The sequence below is a fragment of the Asticcacaulis aquihabitans genome (genome assembly GCF_032490435.1).
Classification (GTDB): Bacteria; Pseudomonadota; Alphaproteobacteria; order Caulobacterales; family Caulobacteraceae; genus Asticcacaulis.
In genome coordinates this window covers 160,575-178,320 of record NZ_JAVGWM010000002.1, presented here as the reverse complement: position 1 = coordinate 178,320, position 17,746 = coordinate 160,575, and the positions used below count along the sequence as shown (strand labels likewise).

Annotated in this window: 13 protein-coding genes; 2 read left to right on the top strand and 11 right to left on the bottom strand. The window is 61.4% G+C overall.

Annotation, left to right across the window (positions count from 1 at the left end; genetic code table 11):
• Nucleotides 1–149 precede the first annotated feature (149 nt).
• The 6 genes from RCJ00_RS07790 to RCJ00_RS07765 all read right to left on the bottom strand — a co-directional run bounded on the left by RCJ00_RS07790 (nucleotide 150) and on the right by RCJ00_RS07765 (nucleotide 10,239).
• Complete coding sequence (locus RCJ00_RS07790; RefSeq protein ID WP_316221234.1) at nucleotides 150–596, bottom strand: DUF4148 domain-containing protein; 447 nt, start codon at nucleotides 594–596, stop codon at nucleotides 150–152.
• Nucleotides 593–3,904 carry an amidohydrolase family protein gene (locus RCJ00_RS07785; RefSeq protein WP_316221233.1) on the bottom strand — a complete coding sequence of 1,104 codons (3,312 nt, stop codon included), beginning with the start codon at nucleotides 3,902–3,904 and terminating at the stop codon, nucleotides 593–595. The genes RCJ00_RS07790 and RCJ00_RS07785 overlap by 4 nt, the downstream gene beginning before the upstream one ends.
• On the bottom strand, nucleotides 3,901–5,157 hold the full coding sequence (locus tag RCJ00_RS07780; protein ID WP_316221232.1) for an amidohydrolase family protein: 1,257 nt from the start codon (nucleotides 5,155–5,157) through the stop codon (nucleotides 3,901–3,903). Before RCJ00_RS07780 ends, RCJ00_RS07785 begins: the two co-directional genes overlap by 4 nt.
• The gene (locus RCJ00_RS07775; RefSeq protein ID WP_316221231.1) at nucleotides 5,154–6,632 is read right to left on the bottom strand and encodes an amidohydrolase family protein; all 1,479 of its coding nucleotides are present in this window, start codon (nucleotides 6,630–6,632) and stop codon (nucleotides 5,154–5,156) included. Before RCJ00_RS07775 ends, RCJ00_RS07780 begins: the two co-directional genes overlap by 4 nt.
• Before the next feature lie 58 nt (nucleotides 6,633–6,690).
• On the bottom strand, nucleotides 6,691–8,835 hold the full coding sequence (locus tag RCJ00_RS07770; RefSeq protein WP_316221230.1) for a TonB-dependent siderophore receptor: 2,145 nt from the start codon (nucleotides 8,833–8,835) through the stop codon (nucleotides 6,691–6,693).
• 249 nt (nucleotides 8,836–9,084) lie between these two features.
• A complete protein-coding gene (locus RCJ00_RS07765) occupies nucleotides 9,085–10,239 on the bottom strand; it encodes a PepSY-associated TM helix domain-containing protein (RefSeq protein WP_316221229.1) in 1,155 nt (384 codons plus the stop codon).
• A 147-nt stretch (nucleotides 10,240–10,386) separates the two neighbouring features.
• Between RCJ00_RS07765 and RCJ00_RS07760 the strand changes: the two genes are divergently transcribed.
• Nucleotides 10,387–11,190, top strand: coding sequence for an AraC family transcriptional regulator (locus RCJ00_RS07760; protein WP_316221228.1), 804 nt, complete (start codon nucleotides 10,387–10,389; stop codon nucleotides 11,188–11,190).
• Between the two features lie 3 nt (nucleotides 11,191–11,193).
• On the opposite strand, the gene RCJ00_RS07755 is transcribed toward RCJ00_RS07760, so the two are convergent.
• Both RCJ00_RS07755 and RCJ00_RS07750 read right to left on the bottom strand, forming a co-directional pair.
• Complete coding sequence (locus RCJ00_RS07755; protein WP_316221227.1) at nucleotides 11,194–11,811, bottom strand: FMN-binding negative transcriptional regulator; 618 nt, start codon at nucleotides 11,809–11,811, stop codon at nucleotides 11,194–11,196.
• A gap of 97 nt (nucleotides 11,812–11,908) precedes the next feature.
• The gene (locus RCJ00_RS07750) at nucleotides 11,909–12,364 is read right to left on the bottom strand and encodes an Lrp/AsnC ligand binding domain-containing protein (protein WP_316221226.1); all 456 of its coding nucleotides are present in this window, start codon (nucleotides 12,362–12,364) and stop codon (nucleotides 11,909–11,911) included.
• Between the two features lie 123 nt (nucleotides 12,365–12,487).
• Here RCJ00_RS07750 and putA point away from each other — a divergent pair, with 123 nt between their 5' ends.
• A complete protein-coding gene (gene putA, locus RCJ00_RS07745; RefSeq protein WP_316221225.1) occupies nucleotides 12,488–15,571 on the top strand; it encodes a bifunctional proline dehydrogenase/L-glutamate gamma-semialdehyde dehydrogenase PutA in 3,084 nt (1,027 codons plus the stop codon).
• Nucleotides 15,572–15,590: 19 nt separating this feature from the next.
• Here putA and RCJ00_RS07740 read toward each other — a convergent pair whose 3' ends face one another.
• The 3 genes from RCJ00_RS07740 to wrbA all read right to left on the bottom strand — a co-directional run bounded on the left by RCJ00_RS07740 (nucleotide 15,591) and on the right by wrbA (nucleotide 17,710).
• The gene (locus tag RCJ00_RS07740) at nucleotides 15,591–16,538 is read right to left on the bottom strand and encodes a glucokinase (RefSeq protein ID WP_316221224.1); all 948 of its coding nucleotides are present in this window, start codon (nucleotides 16,536–16,538) and stop codon (nucleotides 15,591–15,593) included.
• Between the two features lie 118 nt (nucleotides 16,539–16,656).
• Entirely contained in the window at nucleotides 16,657–17,055 is a 399-nt protein-coding gene (locus tag RCJ00_RS07735; RefSeq protein ID WP_316221223.1) for an OsmC family protein, read from the bottom strand.
• Between the two features lie 55 nt (nucleotides 17,056–17,110).
• Entirely contained in the window at nucleotides 17,111–17,710 is a 600-nt protein-coding gene (gene wrbA, locus RCJ00_RS07730; RefSeq protein ID WP_316221222.1) for an NAD(P)H:quinone oxidoreductase, read from the bottom strand.
• Between the last annotated feature and the right edge of the window lie 36 nt (nucleotides 17,711–17,746).

Genomic DNA, 17,746 nt, shown 5'->3' with positions numbered 1-17,746 from the left:
CCGGAAGACCCTGATGCAAATCAAAAAGTTTGAACGAAACGGCGGTGTCTCTAATGCGTCCCGCTTCAGGCTGGGTTTTAGCGGCAAGGCCACGTACCGGACTACGACATGCGGATCGAATAGTGTCTTGAACGGGCCAAAACATCCGTCTACTTCGCCGCCGTGGCCAGATAGGCAGCCGCCGTCGTCGGTCCCTTCGTCACCGTGTCGGTGTGTTGGGTAATATATTTTCGGATTTCAAAGAAGAAGTTGGAGCCAGAAGGCAGGCCGAGTTCGTCCCAGGCCTTGTCGAGCGCGGCGGCCTTGTCTTCCGGCACATTGGCCGGCTGGATCAGCATGAAATCCCAATCCGCACCGTCGCTGTGGACATAGAGCTGGCGTGGGGGCAACCCGGCCATCTCGTTCGCCTTGTCGCACTTGGCGATGAATTCCAGAAATGCCTGATGCTGCCCGGGCGCGATGCGGTATATTTCCACCTGGGTACGGGGCACGGGTGCGGGTGAGCTTACCGGGGCGGGTGCGGAGACGGGCTTTGGTGCCGCCATAACCGAGGTGGCGGCCATAAGCAGGCCTGCGGCGATCAGGATGGCTTTCATTTGGTGTCTCCCGTGGGTGGAATATCGTCGTTGAACCAGGGTGTGGCGGCCTTTTCGGCGTTCGGCCAGGTCTGGCTCAAGTCCGCCGCATCGTAGAGATGGCCGTTCTTCATCACCTGGTCGATGTCCAGTGCGTGGGTGATATCGGTGCGCGGGTCGGCGTTGAGGATCAGCAGATCGGCGAACTTGCCAGGAGTCAGGCTACCCAGCTCTCCGCGGCGTCCGATGGTTTCCGCAGATCCCAGGGTGCCGGCGTGAAGCGCTTCTTCGGGTGTCATGCCGCCCATGACATGGGCCTCCAGTTCCCAGTGGAAGCCAACGCCGGGTGTATTGCCATGGGCGCCAATGCCGATAAGCCCGCCCGCGCGCTGAATCGCGGCTGATCCGCTGGCAACGATGGGGAAAGCGTATTCGGACAGGGGCAACCATTGATCCAGCCGCGTGGTCATCTGCACCAGGGCGAAATGCGGCGTGAAGTGGCGATACTTGGCGTCAGCGGCCGGGTTGTCCCGCGCGATGAAGTAGTTTTGCCCGGTCGCGCCGCCATTGGTTATCTGAAGCGTCGAGGTATAGCTTGTCCCACTTCTCGCCATCAGCTGAATGACATCGTTGTAGACGGGCAGGGTGACCAGGGCATGTTCGTGTCCGGAATAGCCGTCCATGACCTGGGTCATATCCAGCTTGAACGACAGGGCGCCTTCGGTGGTCGGCTGGAGGCCCAGATCGATGGCCGCCATATTGATCCATTGGCGGACCTTACGGTCGCCGGCACGATAGGATTTGATGTTATGCAAGCCGTAGGCGTCGCGATAGCGGCTCAGTACCTTGCGCGTCTCGGCCAGGGAGGCAAAGCGGTTGAAGGAGAAAATGGCCGTTCCGGTTGATGGCAGGCGTGGTCCCATCATCAGGCCGGCATCAAGCATGTCCTTGTAGGCGATTTCATCTATGGTCAGGGTCGATGGATCGAAACTGGTGGTGACGCCATAGGCCAGGCGTTCGCGCAATGCCCAGTCCTCTTGGTCCAAAACCTCGCGCCGCACCGTGCCGATATGGTCGTGGGTGTCGATGAAACCCGGCATGACCGTCTTGCCGGTCACGTCACGGATCGTCGTTCCGGCGGGCACGTCGAAGCTGCCGCTCGGTCCGATCCGGGCGATCCGATTGCCGGCAATGAGAATATCCGAATTGGGGATCGCGGGCGCGTCGATGGGCAAGGCCAGCCCGCCACGCAGCAGGAGCCGACCTGTGGGTACGTCGCGTGGAACCGTTACGACCGCCGTCACCGCTGCCGGATGTCCGGGATCAGCGGACCCGTCGGCGGCGTCAGTAAAGGCGATATCCTTCAGGCGGCGTTGATAGACCGTGCTGCCCAGGGCGTAAAAGACGGACTGGCCGTCAGCCGACCATTCGACGAAATCAGCGCCGACATCGGTGATGCGGCGATGTTTTACTCCCGGGTCGGACAGGTCTATAAGCTTGCGACCATCCGTCGGCACGGCGGCGATGTGCAACTGTTGCGCTACAAGGGCGGCAACCCATTTGCCATCTGGGCTCAGGCGCACGACATCGACCGGGACGGGGCCGTCTTGGAAATACCAGCCAGGACCGGTGACCGATAATATATCGGTTTGTGCGCCGGTGGCCAGATCGATGCGGGACACGCCCCCGCCGGTTTGCAGATAGGCGACGCCAGCTTCTGACGTAAACGTCGCTCGCTGGCCCATGGCCATACTGGCGATATCGTGGCCGTCCCCGCCCGTGGCGGCGAAGCTCACCAAGGTGGCGGCCCGGAGCGTGCCATATTCCATGTAAAGACGCAGCCGGTCGCGTTGTGGCGACCTTTGGGCAAGGATGCGCGTGCCGTCTGGCGTGAACACCGGATAGGTATAGTAGTCCGTTGTCGGGCTGATTTTCGTTGCGGCGCCTCCGGCGGCAGGAATGGTCCAGACGTCACCGCCCGTGCGCGCCGACCAGGTTACGAAGGTCAGCGTCTTACCGTCCGGAGACCAAGACGGTTGCCAACCTTCGGTCAAGGCACGCGGTGTGCCGCCCGACATCGGCATGACGTAGATCTTGCCAAGCGCCGAAAACACGAGGCGCGACCCGTCAGGTGATACAGCCGGCGCCTGGAGGATATGGGCGCGGACTGGGCCGACGTCTTCGGTAATAACCTGTCGGCTTAAGGCGCCCAGGGCCAGTTGCACGTGGGCGGTGAAGGGAATGGGAGTGGCCGTGGCCGTGCCGTCAAGCGCAATCCGCTGGATCTTACCGCCGACAGTAATAAAGATCGATTGGCTGTCCGGCGCAAATGCGTAGCGCGGCAGAAGGTCAAACCAGCTATTGGCCTGGATCTGGTCGTGGGTGACCGGAAACGCCAGCCATCGGTCCGCATCGGTGCGCAGGTCGCGCAGGCGCAGGCCCGTCTGATTGTCGTACCGTGTCGCATAGGCCAGATATCGGCCGTCCGGAGAAATCACGGGACGGAAGTAGGCGCCTGGATTGCGCGCATGGCCGGATCCCCCGGGCTCCGCGATCAGTGTTGTTTCCGCCCCCGTTGCGATCTCGCGTTTGACAATGGTCCATTCATCGCGCTGGTCGGGATCGGTGCTGCCGACGTGACGCGCCAGATAGAGATATTTGCCGTCCGGCGATGGCACCGCACCCAGCGTACTGAGCCAGGCGTCACGGCTTTGATCGGCGCTTGCCTTGACCGGAATGATCAGCGTTTCCTTGCCATCCAGCCCGTACTGCCACAGTTCGTAGGCATTGTAGCTCGGCCGGTAGCGCTCCAGATATAGACTTTGCCCGTCGTTAGACCACTCCGGCGACAGCAATACGGTGTCGTCTTCACCCAGGCTCACCTGACGGGCGGCGGTGCCGTCGGCCTTCATGACCCATAGATTGTCGGCACCCGAAGCGTCGCTAATAAAGGCGATCGTCTGGCCATCCGGCGAATACACCGGCTGCGACTCGAACGGCAGACCGGTGCGCAGGGGCTTGGCCGTCCCGCCCGAGGTGTCGAGTTGGTAGATGTCGCCCAGCATGTCGAAAACCAGATGGCGGCCGTCTGGGGCAACCGCCAGCGACATCCATGTGCCTTCGTCAGTCGTGAAGGCGATTTGGCGCGCCGCCTTCATTGGCAGCGTCTGGCCCGGTGCCTGCCGGGGACGAACCGTGTCGACCGCGCCTTTGCCGTCGGCGATCCAGCCCACCGCATTGCCCATTGGTAGGGGCAGATCGTCGTCGTGGGCACGGGCGGCCGGGGCCAGGCACAGCGCCATAAGGGCTAAAAGCGGCAAGGTCTTCATTTGGTGTAGACCTTCGGCAGTGGCGACGGTTTGGCATAGCGGTCACGCAACAAGGTCTGGCGTGTCTCGAGCGATGCTTCGCGGCCTTGGACGAAGACCTTCCAGGGATAGGTCGCCGGTTCGAGCGGATCGCCATCCCAGATCACGATGTCGGCGTCCTGGGTGGCGCTCAGCGTGCCGTAGTGGTCATCTATGCCAAATATGCGCGCAGGACCGGCTGTAATCGCCCGCAGAGCGGCTTCGTAGGGCAGGCCGTTACCGACCGCCATGCCTGCCGCCTGCCGCATAGCCTCGCCCGCGTCATAGCTCAGATAGATGGTATTGCCTGACGCATAGATCGCGATTTCCACGCCGGCGCCGGCCAGGATCGCGGCATTGTCGAGGCGCGCGCCGACCTGATCGAAGCTGACGGGCAGGTTGTCCATGGGGTCAAGGATCACGGGAATTCGCGCGGCGGCCAGTTCCGGCGCGCAGCGCCAAGCCTCGTCCCCGCCCATTATCGCGATACGGAGATGGAAGTCCTTGGCCAGGACGATCGCCTGACGAATATCGGATTCCCTCTGGGTGAGAATGACCAGCCGCTGCCCGTTCAATACTTTCTGCAAGGCTTCGGCGTCGCCCCGGTTCAGGGGCTGATCCGCCTTGCCGGGACGATAGAGTTTTGCATCGGTCAGTGCGTTGCGCAGCAATTGCCACTGGGCGCTGCGCGAACCACCTGCCGCCGCCAAGGAAGCGCTGCCGATCTGAACATAGAGTGCGGCACCCGCGCGTTCCAGGATGTCGTCGTTTTCCTTTAGATGGATCAAGGCCGCCTGGCCCATGAAGGGGGCGGCACCAGCGGAGCCCGGATAGCTGACCGCACGCGTCAGGCCGTCGGCGCGCGCCACCGGCAACAGGACGCTGTTGCGGTTGAGGGCATATTGAATATCGAACGAAGCCCCCAGGGAACTGTTGCTGACGGATTGGTCGTTGGTTTCCGACGCCGCGCCGGTTTCGACCAGGCCGAGTTGGGTGGCGGCGTTCATAAGCCCCGGCGTCACGGTTCGGCCCTGCGCGTCGATAACGGCCAGGCCCGGGGGGACAGGACCGCCGGCCATCAGCGAAACGATACGTCCATCCTTTACCACGATGGTGGCGTCGGCGACCTTGCCTACGCCGGTCATTGGCCAGGCGTCGGCATGTTGGATGGCGAAGTCCTGAGCGGATGCGGTGACGGGTAGAAGGCACAGGCAGAATATGAACGCGCGTATCATTGGCCGATCCCCCCGGCCTTGCGGCCTAACTGGAAGTCGCTTACGGGCTGGTAGGCGGGGTCGGCACGATCATAGGCGACAGCCCCGTCGATGGTGACCAGATCGGCCTGCGCGTAGACGCTGAACGGATTGCCCGACCAGATGACGATATCGGCATTGTAACCGGGCGCCAGGGTGCCGATGCGGTCCTGCAGGCCCAATACCCGGGCCGGATTGCTGGTGATCCAGGTAATCACATGCTCGGGCGGCTCCGCTAACCCCATGTGGCGACCAGCCCCTGCCGCTTTGGCGGCTTCGATATTGAGGTGCTGGCCGATGACCGGCGAGTCCGAGTGCAGGGTGACGCACACCCCGGCCGCATCCAGGATGGCGGCATTTTCACGGATGCCGTCATTGGCTTCCATCTTGAACCCCCACCAGTCGGGCCAGACGACAGCGCAGGTTCCCGTTTTGCGGAACAGGTCCGGGGCCTTGTACCCCTCGACGGCATGGTGAAAGGCGGTAATCTTGAATTTGAACTCGGATGCCAGCGCCTGCATCTCAGCCATGTCGTCGGCGCGGTAGCAGTGAATGTTGACGAGCAGGTCGCCGTCCAGAACCGCCGCCAGGGTGTCGAGCTTGAGGTCACGGGCGGGCGGCGGCCCCTTTGGATCGCGTTGATAGTGACGCCAGCGTTGGCGGTAGGCGTCGGCCTGATAGAATATGTCTCGCAGGTTGGACATTTCGCCTTGGCGGCTGGTCGGCTTTTGGCCCTTGCCGCCGAAATAGCCTTTGGCGTTCTCGCCGCAGGCCATTTTTAGCCCCTGTGGTGCACCGGGAAATTTCATGGCGGCGACGGTCGGGGCGGGAATGGTATGTAGCGTCACGGCGCGGCCGCCGATCTGGGGTGTCGAACCGGGCAGGACCTGAAGGGTGGTTACGCCGCCTTTCAAGGCATATAGGAAACTCGCATCCTGGCTGTTTATGGCGTGTTCGATCCAGGTATCGGCAGCGATCGGGCTGCTCAATTCAGAGACGTCCGATGACTCGTTGTCGATCGATGTGAGAGGCATCGAATAGGTACCGTTATGACTATGCGGATCGACTATGCCGGGCGTCACCCAGCGGTTTCGGGCGTCGATGACGCGGGCGCCGCCCCCGTCAAGTCCGGATCCGACCGCGACAATCTTACCGTCCCGGACCAGAACGTCGGCATCATCGAAGCGATGTCCGGCGCCATCCAGAACTGTGGCGTGGGCAATCAGAAAGTCCTGTCGCGGCAAAGGTTTATATGTACTGGGATCGCGGTCCGCCGTGAAGGAAACGGTAGGTGGCGGCCCGTCGTTCGGCATGGCGGGAGCCGTGTTTGCCACGGGGCCAGGCTTGCGGCCCGGCGGATCGTGACGGCCGGCAGCGTGCGGTTGGGCGATCACTGTGGGCGGCAACATACAGGTTGCGAGTAAGAGGCCGCATGCCACGATTTGAAGGGTCTTCATTCGCCGGTCCTGCATTTGAAGGTGCCGGCACCTCCGAGAGGGAAGTGCCGGCGAGGGGTTAGAATTTACGCGTCAGCGTAGCCGTCCAGCTCTGGCCTGCGCCGTAGGTGCAGCCAACCGCGCCGGAGCAGCGGGCGACATATTTGACGTCGGTTATATTGCTGCCATTCAAGGCCAGGCGCCAGTCTGGTGTGTCGTAGTGCACGGCTGTATCCACCAAGAGGGATTGCTGGCCATAATAGCCGCCGCCGAAAGAGCCGGCGCTCTTGGAGGTATAGCGGACGCCCAGGCCGAAGCCCAGACCGCCCAGGCTGCCGGATTTCAGCGTGTAGTCGGCGAAGATCGACGCCTTGTCCTTGGGGGTGGTCGGCAAGGGACCGCCCACTTCCGCTGGGCTGTTGCTCTTGAGGACCTTGCTGTCGGTGTAGGTATAGGACCCGTTGATCGACAGCTGTTCATTGATCCGGGCCACGAACTCAGCTTCGAAACCCTTTACCTCGGCTTCGCCGACCTGGGTGCTGGCAAAAGCAGGCGAATAGACCGTGGAGACGATATTGGTCTGCTTGATATCGTAGACCGCCGCCGTGGCGAAGATCTTCACGCCGTTGTCCAGGGTGCGGCCGTCGTATTTCACGCCGCCTTCCCACTGCTTGCCTTCGGAGGGTTTGAAGGCGTTTCCGGTTGAGGTGTCGGTACCGACGACGGGCTCGAACGATGTCGAATAGGACACGTAGGGCGCAAAGCCCGACTCCATTACATAGTTGGCGCCGAGACGATAGGTGAAGGCATCGTCCTTGGTCTTGCTACCGCCCGAGAGTTGTTCGATCTCATCGGTATCGTAGCGCCCGGCCGCTGTAAGGAACAGTTTGCCGAAGCCGATATGATCCTGGACGTAAAGCCCGGTCTGCTTCAGGCGCTGATTGGCGTAGGGCACCCAGGCCGGGGTTACGATGGCCGAAGGGTTAGTGCTGTAGACCGGCGCGAACAGGTCGATATCGCTGGCCGAGGCGAAGCCGTATTGGGCGAAATTCTTGACGTTGCGATAGTCGATGCCGGCCAAGACCTTGTGTGTAACGGCGCCGGTATTGGCGTTCCATTCCAGCCGGTTATCGATGGCCAGGCTTTCCACCTTTTCTTCATATGGGAAGTTATAGCGATGAACCGTGCGGTTATCCCCATCAAGCCAGCCGCCGTAGATGACCAGGCTGTGTTCGTAATAATCGCTAACCTTGGCGTTGGACGAGAAGGTCAATCCGTCCGCGATCTTGTGAGAATAGTCGTAGCCGACGCCGAACTGGCGACGCTTGTAGCTGTTGTATCCGGGTTCGCCCAGATTGGCGTTTTCCGGCACTTCGCCGTAAGGGTTGCTTTCCAGCGTGCCCTTGACCGGAAGGAAGCCGTTGGTGTCGCCCAGCACCTCGTCATATTGATAATAGGCCAGGCCGGTCAGGCGGGTGTCGCTGCTGATCTTCCAGGTCGCGGTCGGTGCCAGAAGCGTCCGCTTGGCCGAGACGCCGTTGCGTTCGGCGCCGCGATCCAGATAGAGGGCCGTCAGGCGACCCGAAACGGAATCGCTGAGCGCGCCCGTTACCGTGCCCGCCAGCGACTTGTAGTCATACGAGCCAAGCTTGGCCTGAATTTCGCCGCCAAAAGTGCTGGAAGCGCGACGGCTGGTTTCATTATAAAGGCCGCCCGGCGGCGTGTTGCCGTACAGAACCGAAGAGGGCCCCTTGAGAATATCGGCGGACTCAAAGGCGTAAAGATCGACGCCGACGCTGGAAATAGTTGTCGTAACAGGCGCCGCCAGGCCGTCTATATATTGTTTGGGTGTAAAGCCACGCACCGTGACAAAGTCGAAGCGCAGGTCGGGGCCGTAGTTTTCACCGAACGCGCCCGATGTGTACCTGACCGCCTGCTGCAGGTCCGTGAAGCCCAGCAGATCGATTTGGTCGCGGGTAATGACCGACACCGATTGCGGCGTCTGGATCAGGGGAATAGCCGTCTTGCTGGCCGAGATGGCACCTTGTGGCACAAAGCGCTTGGATTTGACGATGACGAGCGTGGAACCGCCGACGGTTTCGCGGGTCGTCTGGACGCCGCTGTCCTCCTGGGCGACGGCGATGCCCGCCAGGCAGGAGGCCGCGCTGGCCAGTAGCATGGCCCGGGTGAGAGTTGTCTTCAATGAAGTCCGTTGGGTCAGCATTTCAATTCCGCTCCTTATTGAATTGCCCATGAAAAGAAAGTGTCGCGTTAACGTAATGAAACTGTAACTCTCTTTTTTTTCCGCCCGATGTTTTGCGGAGGACAGTTTGTATTGCGATCAGGCCGCGTAAAGTGGATGACGATGCGCGTGTGGCCAAAGTGCTGCAGTTTACCCCTTTAGCCGTGTCAAATCGGGTCAGGATGTAAAATGTTTTTGTGCGGCGCAACATTTTATTTCTGGCATGTATGATTATTGCTTGATGGGTTGTTTCATAAGGCGTTTGCGCGTCCACCACAGGCTGATACCCAAACCGATCATGGAGGTGAGCCACAGGCCAATGAGCAATTGCACAATCCGGCCCGCAACCCCGCCAATTTGGCCTGTATGCAAGGGGTACAGGGTGTCGAGCAGCATTCTGGCTGGACCGTGGGTCTGGCGGGCGTCGTAGGTATTAAGAACGTGCCCATCCCCGGCGTCTATATAGACAGTTGTCATGCCCCATATGCGCGGCATTTCCCCAGCGGCCCGTAAGCGCACGCGGTACCAGGGCGCTTTGTCTTTCGGCGTGGAAAATCCCGAAAGCGTAGCGCCGGGATAGGTGTCGAGGGCAGCATTCAAGGCCTGTGACGGCGCGATTACCCGTCCAACTTTATCTTCGAACACGGTCCGTGGGGTTTGCGGTTGCGGTATGTCCGCTTTCAATAGGCTGGCCAGGCCGTCATCGAAGGCCAGAAGAGCGCCCGCTGTCACCGTAAGGATGGCCGGCACACATAGCCACAGACCCAGGGTTCGGTGCCAGCCATATAGCAGCGGCATGGCGGTTTTGCCCTTTGGCGCGCGAAGCGCCTTCATCCACTGGCCCGCGCGCGGCCAGGCCAGTTTTAGGCCAAGCGCCAAATTACTCAGTAACAATAGTCCACTGAAACCCAGAAAGGCGCGGCCGGCATCGCCCAGCATAAGCGCCATATGCAGGTCGCTCAGCCGGTCGTAGATATTGCCGTCCGACAAGGTGGCGTTGTTTCGGTCACGTAAGGTCTTGCCATGGCCATCAACGCGCAACGTCCGGTCCTGTCCCGCCCGTGAATAAAAGATGTCGAAGCGGTCGCCCCGGCCCGTCGCCGCCCAGACGGATGAGACCTGTGTATCCGGCTCCGAGACCAGCGCGTCGAGACGTGCGCCCATAGCGTGGCGGTCGAATGTCACGTGTTTACCCGGGACACCGGCGTCATCCAGCTCCCAGCGAAACACGATCAGACATCCCGTGAGGGCCTGAAAAGCCCACAGGGTGGCAAATATAAGGCTTATATAGCGGTGAATGATCTTGATCTGCATGTCATCCACTGTGCGATGATATTGTGGGGGCGTCTGTCTTTTTTGGGTCAAGTAGCGTTTATTCAGGGACATCCGGCATTCCGGGGTCCATCCCCCAACCTTCTTACCGTAATCTCGCTGGCTTCGATGGAACCTTGCTCCCGGACGTCCGATCATTTTATCGACGCTGTGACTGGCGCGCTACAGCGAATGGAGCCGAAATCCTCTATAACGGGCCACATGGTGACACGCAGCACGCATGGTGAAGACTATCAACGGGTCAACCGCCCTATTGGGGTGCTGATCGACGAATATGCCCCGGACTACGTCGATCCGCCGCACAGTCACGAGCGGGCGCAACTGCTGTACGCCACAGCTGGCGTGATGTCAGTCATAACCGACGAGGTTAGCTTCACCATCCCGCCGCAGCGTGGCGTGTGGATGCCGGCGGGTGTGCGCCACGAAGCCCATTGCCGGGGGCATGTCTCGTTGCGGACGCTTTATGTTGAACCAGACGCTGACTCTCGTTTGCCCAAGCAGTGTCAAAGTCTGAAAATATCGCCGCTCCTGCGCGAGCTGATTATCGAAGCGGGCAACCTGCCCATAGAATATAGTCTCAATGGTCGCGAAGCGCGCATTATGGCTTTGATTCTGGATGAGATCGCCGAGGCGGTTGAGCATCCGGCATCGGCGCTCAACATCCCCATGCCCCTGGACCCGCGTCTGGTGCGGATTTGCCGCGCCATTATGGCCGATCCGGCCAGTGAGGACGATCTAGACCATTGGGCGGACGTCGCCTGCATGGGGCGGCGCACCTTCACGCGCGCCTTCCGCCGGGAAACGGGCATCAGCTTTTCGGAATGGCGTCAGCAGGTGCGACTGGCCGAAGCCGTATCCATGCTGGCGTCAGGTAAATCGGTGACTGCGGTTGCCTACGAAGTGGGCTATAATAGCCCCAGCGCCTTCGGCACCATGTTCCAGCGTGCTTTTGGCACGCCGCCCAGCCAATATTTCAGCCACCTGGCAAAAACCACCGCGACTTGAGTCTTACCGATGTGGATTTTGCCGCCGCATGGCCTCGGCAAGGTCGGTCGCGCTGTCGCGATCCAGGGCGGTCAGGATTTCGCGATATTCGCGGTCGGCTTCGTCCTGTCCGAGCTTGAACGACGCCTGGCTATCGACAATATCCGCCCGGAAACCGATAACGCCACGCGCCAGCCGCGCCGCGCGCTCGCCCATATCGTCTAGCGACCAGGCCTGCTCGCGCCCGGCTTCCTGTGTATCGATAAGATCACGTAGCAGGGCTTCGATGCCGGAGGCGTCCTCGATCAGGTGAATGTCACAGGCGAAGGTTACGCTGGCATAGTTCCAGGTCGGTGCCTGTGTGCGGTCGCTCAGCCAGGACGGTGATATATAGCCGTGCGCACCTGTGAACAGCAGGTGTGCACGAGGATGTGCGCGTAGCCGTTCCACCTGCGGGTTGTGGCGGCCAAAATGCCCGATGAGGGCGACCAGGCGGCCGTCGGCGACGTGCGGCCGTATAGGCAGGGGAGTGGCGTTGAATGCGGCTTCGCTGGACACGATCCAGGCGAATGGAAAACGGGTGACGAGGTCAATGACATCGTCTTCGGAATTCGGGCCATATTTGGCGGGTTTCGGGTCCATGGCCCGTTCTAGCGCGACGGTTCCCTAGGCACAGCCGGCAATTAGGCCGAACACTGCCGTTTTCGGGCCAAGCGTCGTCCAACCGTGCCGCAATAGTCTAAACCGGCAAGGACAAGGTATTCTTGACCTCCTCTAGGACGGCATAGGTCCGCGTCTCGCGTACGCCGGGCAGGCTGACCAATGTGTCGCCCAGAAAGTTGCGATAGGCCGCCATATCCTTGACACGTGCCTTGATCAGATAGTCGAAACCGCCGGCGACCATATGGCACTCCATGATTTCCGGATGTCGGTTCACCGCGCGGGCAAACTCTTCGAACAGGTCGCCGGTTGTCCGGTCGAGTAACACCTCGACAAAAATCAGCAGGGCCCGGTCCAGCTTGACCGGGTCCAGAACCGCCATGGTCCCCAGGATAAAGCCTTTGTGTCTCAGGCGCTTTACCCGGTCGAAACAGGCGGCTGCGGAGATATGGCAGGCGTCCGCCAGGGCCTGATTGGTAATGCGTCCATCCGCCTGAAGCAGGCGCAAAAGACGCCGGTCCGTATCATCCAGCATGAAAATATTCCTCAAAATTTACCGCCTTGTGGCGAATATTATTCGGATAATGCGCCCTAAATACCAAGCACATTTGGCCAATCTGCGCATATACAGGATAAATACCTATGGGAGACACTGTCAATGAAGATGGAAGGCGCGCTCACCTTCGCTTGCTCGCAGATGGCGGCACTGTTTCGGGCCGATGAGGCGGAGGTCCTGGACGGCCTGCTGCCAGCGGCAACCCTTGACACCGACGGGCGCGACCGCATCCTGACCCAGGCGCGCCTGATCCTGAACGATTTGCGCGCGGCGCAGGACACGGGCTGGATCAACCGCTTTCTGCATGAATACCGCCTCAATACCCAGGAGGGCATAGCGCTTCTGTCCCTCGCCGAAGCCTATCTGCGCGTGCCGGACAGTGGCACCGCCGATCAGTTGATCCGCGACAAGTTGGGTGACGCCGACTGGCGCGCGCATTCGGGTCAATCGTCATCGACGCTGGTCAATGCCGCCACCTTCGGCTTGGTGCTCACCCGGGCTCTGGTGGCCGATGTGGACGCTGGCGTCCTGAAACGCCTGCTGGCGCGGGCAGGGGAACCCTTTGTTCGTGCCGGGGTGGCCACCGCGATGCGCATGATGGGCTCCGTTTTCGTTATGGGGCGAAACATAGAGGAGGCGCTTGCCCGCGCCGCCCGCCCGGAAAACGAAGGCTTTAACGCCAGTTTCGACATGCTCGGGGAATCGGCCCGCACCTTCGTCGACGCTGACCGCTATTATCAGTCCTATGCCGATGCGATTGCTGCCGTGGGCAAGGGCGACGGCGGGAAGGGGCACAATATTTCGGTCAAGCTGTCCGCGCTCCATCCGCGGTATGAAGTCGCGCATGCCAGGACCTGCGTGCCGGAACTGACCGAAATCGTCCGCCAACTGGCCCGCCAGGCGGCCGGGCTTGGTGTTGGGCTGACCATCGATGCCGAAGAAACCGAGCGGCTGGTCATGTCCCTAGACATCATCGAAGGCGTTGCCCGCGATCCGGAACTGGCCGGATGGGACGGGTTCGGCATGGCCGTCCAGGCGTATGGCAAGCGGGCCCGGCCCGTGATTTCCTGGGCTCAGGCCTTGGGGACGGCCACGGGTAACCGCCTTATGGTCCGACTGGTCAAGGGAGCCTACTGGGACAGCGAAATCAAGCGCGCCCAGGTCGAAGGCCTCAGCGGTCATCCTGTGTTTACGCGCAAGGCGGCGACGGACGTATCTTACCTGGCCTGCGCGCGCGACATGCTCGACGCCTCGCATATCTTCCCCGCCTTTGCCGGCCACAATGCCCTGACCGTAGCCACCCTGATCGATTGGGTAGGTCCGCGCCGCGATTTCGAATTCCAGCGCCTTCATGGCATGGGCGAAGGCCTGCATGAACGTCTGGTCCGTCAGGAGGGTTTCCACTGTCGGACCTATGCGCCGGTCGGCGGCCACCGCGAACTTTTGGCCTACCTCGTGCGGCGCCTGTTGGAAAACGGCGCCAATAGCTCATTCGTACATCAACTCGCCGACACCAGCCTTTCAGAGGATACGCTCTTGGCCGATCCCGCCACCCATATACGTAATGTCGGGGGGCGTCCCCACCCCGCTATTTCGGCGCCTGCCGATCTTTTTCCCAGCCGGCGCAATTCGTCGGGTCTCGACCTGAACGATGCTGAAACCCTGTCCGTCGTCATGAACGCGATGCGCTCGGCCGACGGCCTGCCGGTCCGGGCTGCGGCCATCGTTTCCGGGCAGCGCGTAACCGGTGACGCGGTTGCGGTGCGCAGTCCGGCCGATCCGACTGTTGTCGTGGGCTCCGTAATCGAAGCCGTGTCCTATGACGTGCGCCGGGCGATTGCGTCGGCTACGGCGGCTGCCCCCGCGTGGAACGCCCGGCCAGTGGCTGAGCGGGCTGACTGCCTGGACAGGCTGGCGGATTTGCTTGAAACTCATCGGCTGGAGCTGATGCGCTTGGCCGTACTCGAAGCGGGCAAGACCGTCGGCGACGCTGTGGCTGAAGTCCGCGAAGCGGTCGATTTTTGCCGGTACTATGCCGTGCACGCACGCGCCACCCTTCGGTCCGAATATCTGCCGGGCCCGACAGGCGAAAGTAATGAGCTGCGCCTGGTAGGCCGTGGTGTCTTTGCTTGTATCTCGCCGTGGAATTTCCCCCTGGCCATCTTCCTGGGCCAGGTAACGGCGGCCCTCGTTGCCGGCAACGCCGTGGTGGCCAAGCCAGCGCCGCAGACACCGCTGATCGCGTTCCGGGCTGTCGAACTGGCGCATCAAGTTGGCATTCCATCCGACATCCTGCACTTCCTGCCGGGGGGCGTAGAGGTCGGCGACGCGCTCATTTCAAATCTTCAGGTCAATGGCGTGGCCTTTACCGGGTCCATGCCGACGGCCCGGGCGATTGCGCGCAACCTGCTCAAAGATGACAATCGCCCCATCGTGCCCCTGATCGCCGAAACCGGTGGCCTGAACGCGATGATTGTCGATTCTTCAGCCCTGCCGGAGCAGGTTGTCGCCGACGTCGTGACCTCTGCGTTCCGCAGTGCCGGCCAACGGTGTTCGGCGCTTCGTCTGCTGCTGCTTCAGGAAGACATCGCCGAAACCGTCCTGACCATGCTGGCCGGCGCCATGGACGCGCTGGTCGTGGGTGACCCATCGGACATCCGTACAGATGTGGGTCCCGTAATCGACACGGCCGCACGTGACCGGTTGGAAGCCTATCGCCAGTCGGTTCGAGCGGATTGGGTTCACACGCTGAATGTGCCTGAGAGCGACGGAACCTTCGTGGCGCCGACCCTTATCCGGCTGCGCAGCCTGGATGACCTGGGGCAGGAATGGTTCGGGCCGCTTCTGCATGTGGCGACGTGGAAAGCGGGCGAACTGCAAGACGTCGTCGCGCGCATCAACGCCAAGGGTTACGGCCTCACCATGGGCCTGCACAGCCGCATAAAGGCAACGGCTGACATCGTGGCGGCGTCCGCTCGCGTCGGCAACCTCTACGTCAATCGCTCAATGATCGGCGCTGTGGTGGGGTCTCAGCCCTTCGGTGGCGAAGGGCTGTCGGGGACGGGGCCAAAGGCAGGCGGTCCGCACTTCCTGATGCGCTTCGTAACCGAACGCACCGTCAGTATCGACACGACCTCGGCTGGTGGCAATGCGGGTCTGTTGTCCCTGGCCGAGACGGACGTCTGATCGGAAGCGCTGGATTGGCTTAGGCGAACAAGGTGCTCAGGCCGACCATCTCCGGCTCCTGGGTCTGTACCAGATAGACAGGTATGTCTTCGAGATAGGCCGTCAGGCGGCCCTTGGCGCAGAACCGTCTGGCAAAGTAGGCTGGATCGAACATATCGCCCAGCAAGTCGAAAAAGGACCCTGCCAGGAATACGCCACCGCGCGCACCGGTACACAGCGCCGTATCGGACGCCGTGGCAGCCAACCAGCCCGTCACCAGAGTGATGGCTTCCTGCGCCAGGGCGTCGGCATTGCGCGCCAGTTCGACAATGCCTGCTGCATCCGAAGACCAGTTTGACTGGCCGTCGATGGTGTTCAGGAGATTGTATACCTCGACCAGGCCTGCGGTCGAGACGGCGCGCACGCGCGACACATGACCGTATGTCTGGGCCATGCGGCTGACGATGGCGAATTCCCGTTCGGTGGTCGCGGGCAGGTCGCTATGGCCGCCGGCACAGGGCATGGCGACCGGATTGCCCATTTCGTCGGTGAATATGCAGGTCGTGCCTAAACCGCGTCCGATGGCGATCATGGCTTTCATCTGGGTCGGGTCGTCCTTGCCGCCACAGATGACATGACGCTCCGGACCTTCCAGGCGTTCTATGGCCAGCGCCGTCGCTACACAGTCATTGACCAGGTGTAGGCGACTGATATTGAGCCTGTCCTTGAGCCAACTGCGTTCGATGCGATAACTGTGGTTGGGCATTTCAAAGGCGCCGTCACGTTCCCACCCGCACACCGACAACGCGGCGGCCATCAGGTCCGGCTCTTCGGCGCGCGCTAGAAAATCTTGAAGCGCGGTGTCGAGTTCGCCCAGGGAGGCGCATTGGTAAAGATTGGCGGGCGGCGGGCGGCGGCCCGGCTTTGCCATGGTTATTCGGACGCTGTTGTCACTGCTGAAGTCGACGAATAAGACGTGTTCGCTCATAAGAATCTATAGCCCCATCGCGGTCTGACGCCGCGTGCTGAAAAGATAGTTTCAAATGGTGGCTAAAATTGATTAACAATTATTGCATTGCGATGATGCGCCTGCCGCGATGCCTTGTTTATCGCGTGGCGACTTCCAATGAGGTCGCGATAGTGAGGCCTTGCTTAAGCGTTTTTGTCACCGGCGTGCGTTCTGTGACCTGAAGCAGGCGTTCACGCTGGTCAGCGGTCAGATCGCCGTCAACGGTCACCACCCGGTCGATAATTTCCTTTTCGCCATCGCGATAAAAATGCAGGGCCACGTCAACGGATGTAACGGGCCAGCCCTTGTGATTGGCATACATGCGCAAGGTGATGGCTGTGCAGGAGGCGAGGGCTGACAACAGAAAATCGTAGGGCGCTAGGCCGGCATCCTGGCCGCCATTGGCGACCGGCTCGTCGGAGACGAGGGTGCGGCCGGCGACGTGAAGAGTGGTGGCATATGTCTCGGTGCCGATGTGAGCAGTGGCGCGTGCCATGTCAGTCTCCCAGAAAATAAGAAAACGGGCCGCCTGAGCAGGCGGCCCGTCAGGCTTAGCCGTGCAGCTTGATCGCCGTTTCGGCTATCTTGCGGCCCTGGTAGCGGGCGCCCATCAGTTCGTTCTCGCTCGGCTGACGCGATCCATCGCCGCCCGTAATGGTGGTGGCGCCATAGGGCGAGCCTCCGGTCACTTCGTCCAGCGTCATTTGGCCGGCATGTCCGTAATCGAGACCGACAACCGTCATGCCGAAGTGCAACAGGGAGGTGATGATGGAAAACAGCGTCGTTTCCTGGCCACCGTGTTGGGTGGCCGTCGAGGTAAAGGCGCCGCCCACCTTGCCATGGAGCGCGCCGCGTGCCCACAAGCCGCCGGCCTGATCGAGGAAGGCCGCCATTTGCGACGCCAGGCGGCCGAAGCGGGTGCCGACGCCGATCACGACGGCGTCATAGTTTTCCAGGTCGGCGATGGTGGCGATCGGCGCCTCTTGATCCAGTTTGAAATGGGCCGCCTTAGCAACCTCCAGCGGCGCGGTTTCGGGAACACGCTTGATATCGACCTGAGCGCCCGCTTCGCGCGCGCCTTCGGCGACGGCCTTCGCCATGGTTTCGATGTGACCGTAGGAGGAATAGTAGAGAACGAGAACCTTAGCCATTTGCATAATCCTTAGTTGCGTTTGGGGTTGGGGAGG

What these genes read in the sequence shown, in the direction of transcription:
- RCJ00_RS07750 (WP_316221226.1), bottom strand. Translation starts at nt 12,364, where the DNA reads ATGCTGGATGATACGGACCGGCGTCTTTTGCGCCTGCTTCAGGCGGAT.
- RCJ00_RS07735 (WP_316221223.1), bottom strand. Translation starts at nt 17,055, where the DNA reads ATGGCACGCGCCACTGCTCACATCGGCACCGAGACATATGCCACCACT.
- putA (WP_316221225.1), top strand. Translation starts at nt 12,488, where the DNA reads ATGAAGATGGAAGGCGCGCTCACCTTCGCTTGCTCGCAGATGGCGGCA.
- RCJ00_RS07765 (WP_316221229.1), bottom strand. Translation starts at nt 10,239, where the DNA reads ATGTCCCTGAATAAACGCTACTTGACCCAAAAAAGACAGACGCCCCCA.
- RCJ00_RS07755 (WP_316221227.1), bottom strand. Translation starts at nt 11,811, where the DNA reads ATGGACCCGAAACCCGCCAAATATGGCCCGAATTCCGAAGACGATGTC.
- RCJ00_RS07740 (WP_316221224.1), bottom strand. Translation starts at nt 16,538, where the DNA reads ATGAGCGAACACGTCTTATTCGTCGACTTCAGCAGTGACAACAGCGTC.
- RCJ00_RS07790 (WP_316221234.1), bottom strand. Translation starts at nt 596, where the DNA reads ATGAAAGCCATCCTGATCGCCGCAGGCCTGCTTATGGCCGCCACCTCG.
- RCJ00_RS07775 (WP_316221231.1), bottom strand. Translation starts at nt 6,632, where the DNA reads ATGAAGACCCTTCAAATCGTGGCATGCGGCCTCTTACTCGCAACCTGT.
- RCJ00_RS07785 (WP_316221233.1), bottom strand. Translation starts at nt 3,904, where the DNA reads ATGAAGACCTTGCCGCTTTTAGCCCTTATGGCGCTGTGCCTGGCCCCG.
- RCJ00_RS07780 (WP_316221232.1), bottom strand. Translation starts at nt 5,157, where the DNA reads ATGATACGCGCGTTCATATTCTGCCTGTGCCTTCTACCCGTCACCGCA.
- RCJ00_RS07760 (WP_316221228.1), top strand. Translation starts at nt 10,387, where the DNA reads ATGGTGACACGCAGCACGCATGGTGAAGACTATCAACGGGTCAACCGC.
- RCJ00_RS07770 (WP_316221230.1), bottom strand. Translation starts at nt 8,835, where the DNA reads ATGCTGACCCAACGGACTTCATTGAAGACAACTCTCACCCGGGCCATG.
- wrbA (WP_316221222.1), bottom strand. Translation starts at nt 17,710, where the DNA reads ATGGCTAAGGTTCTCGTTCTCTACTATTCCTCCTACGGTCACATCGAA.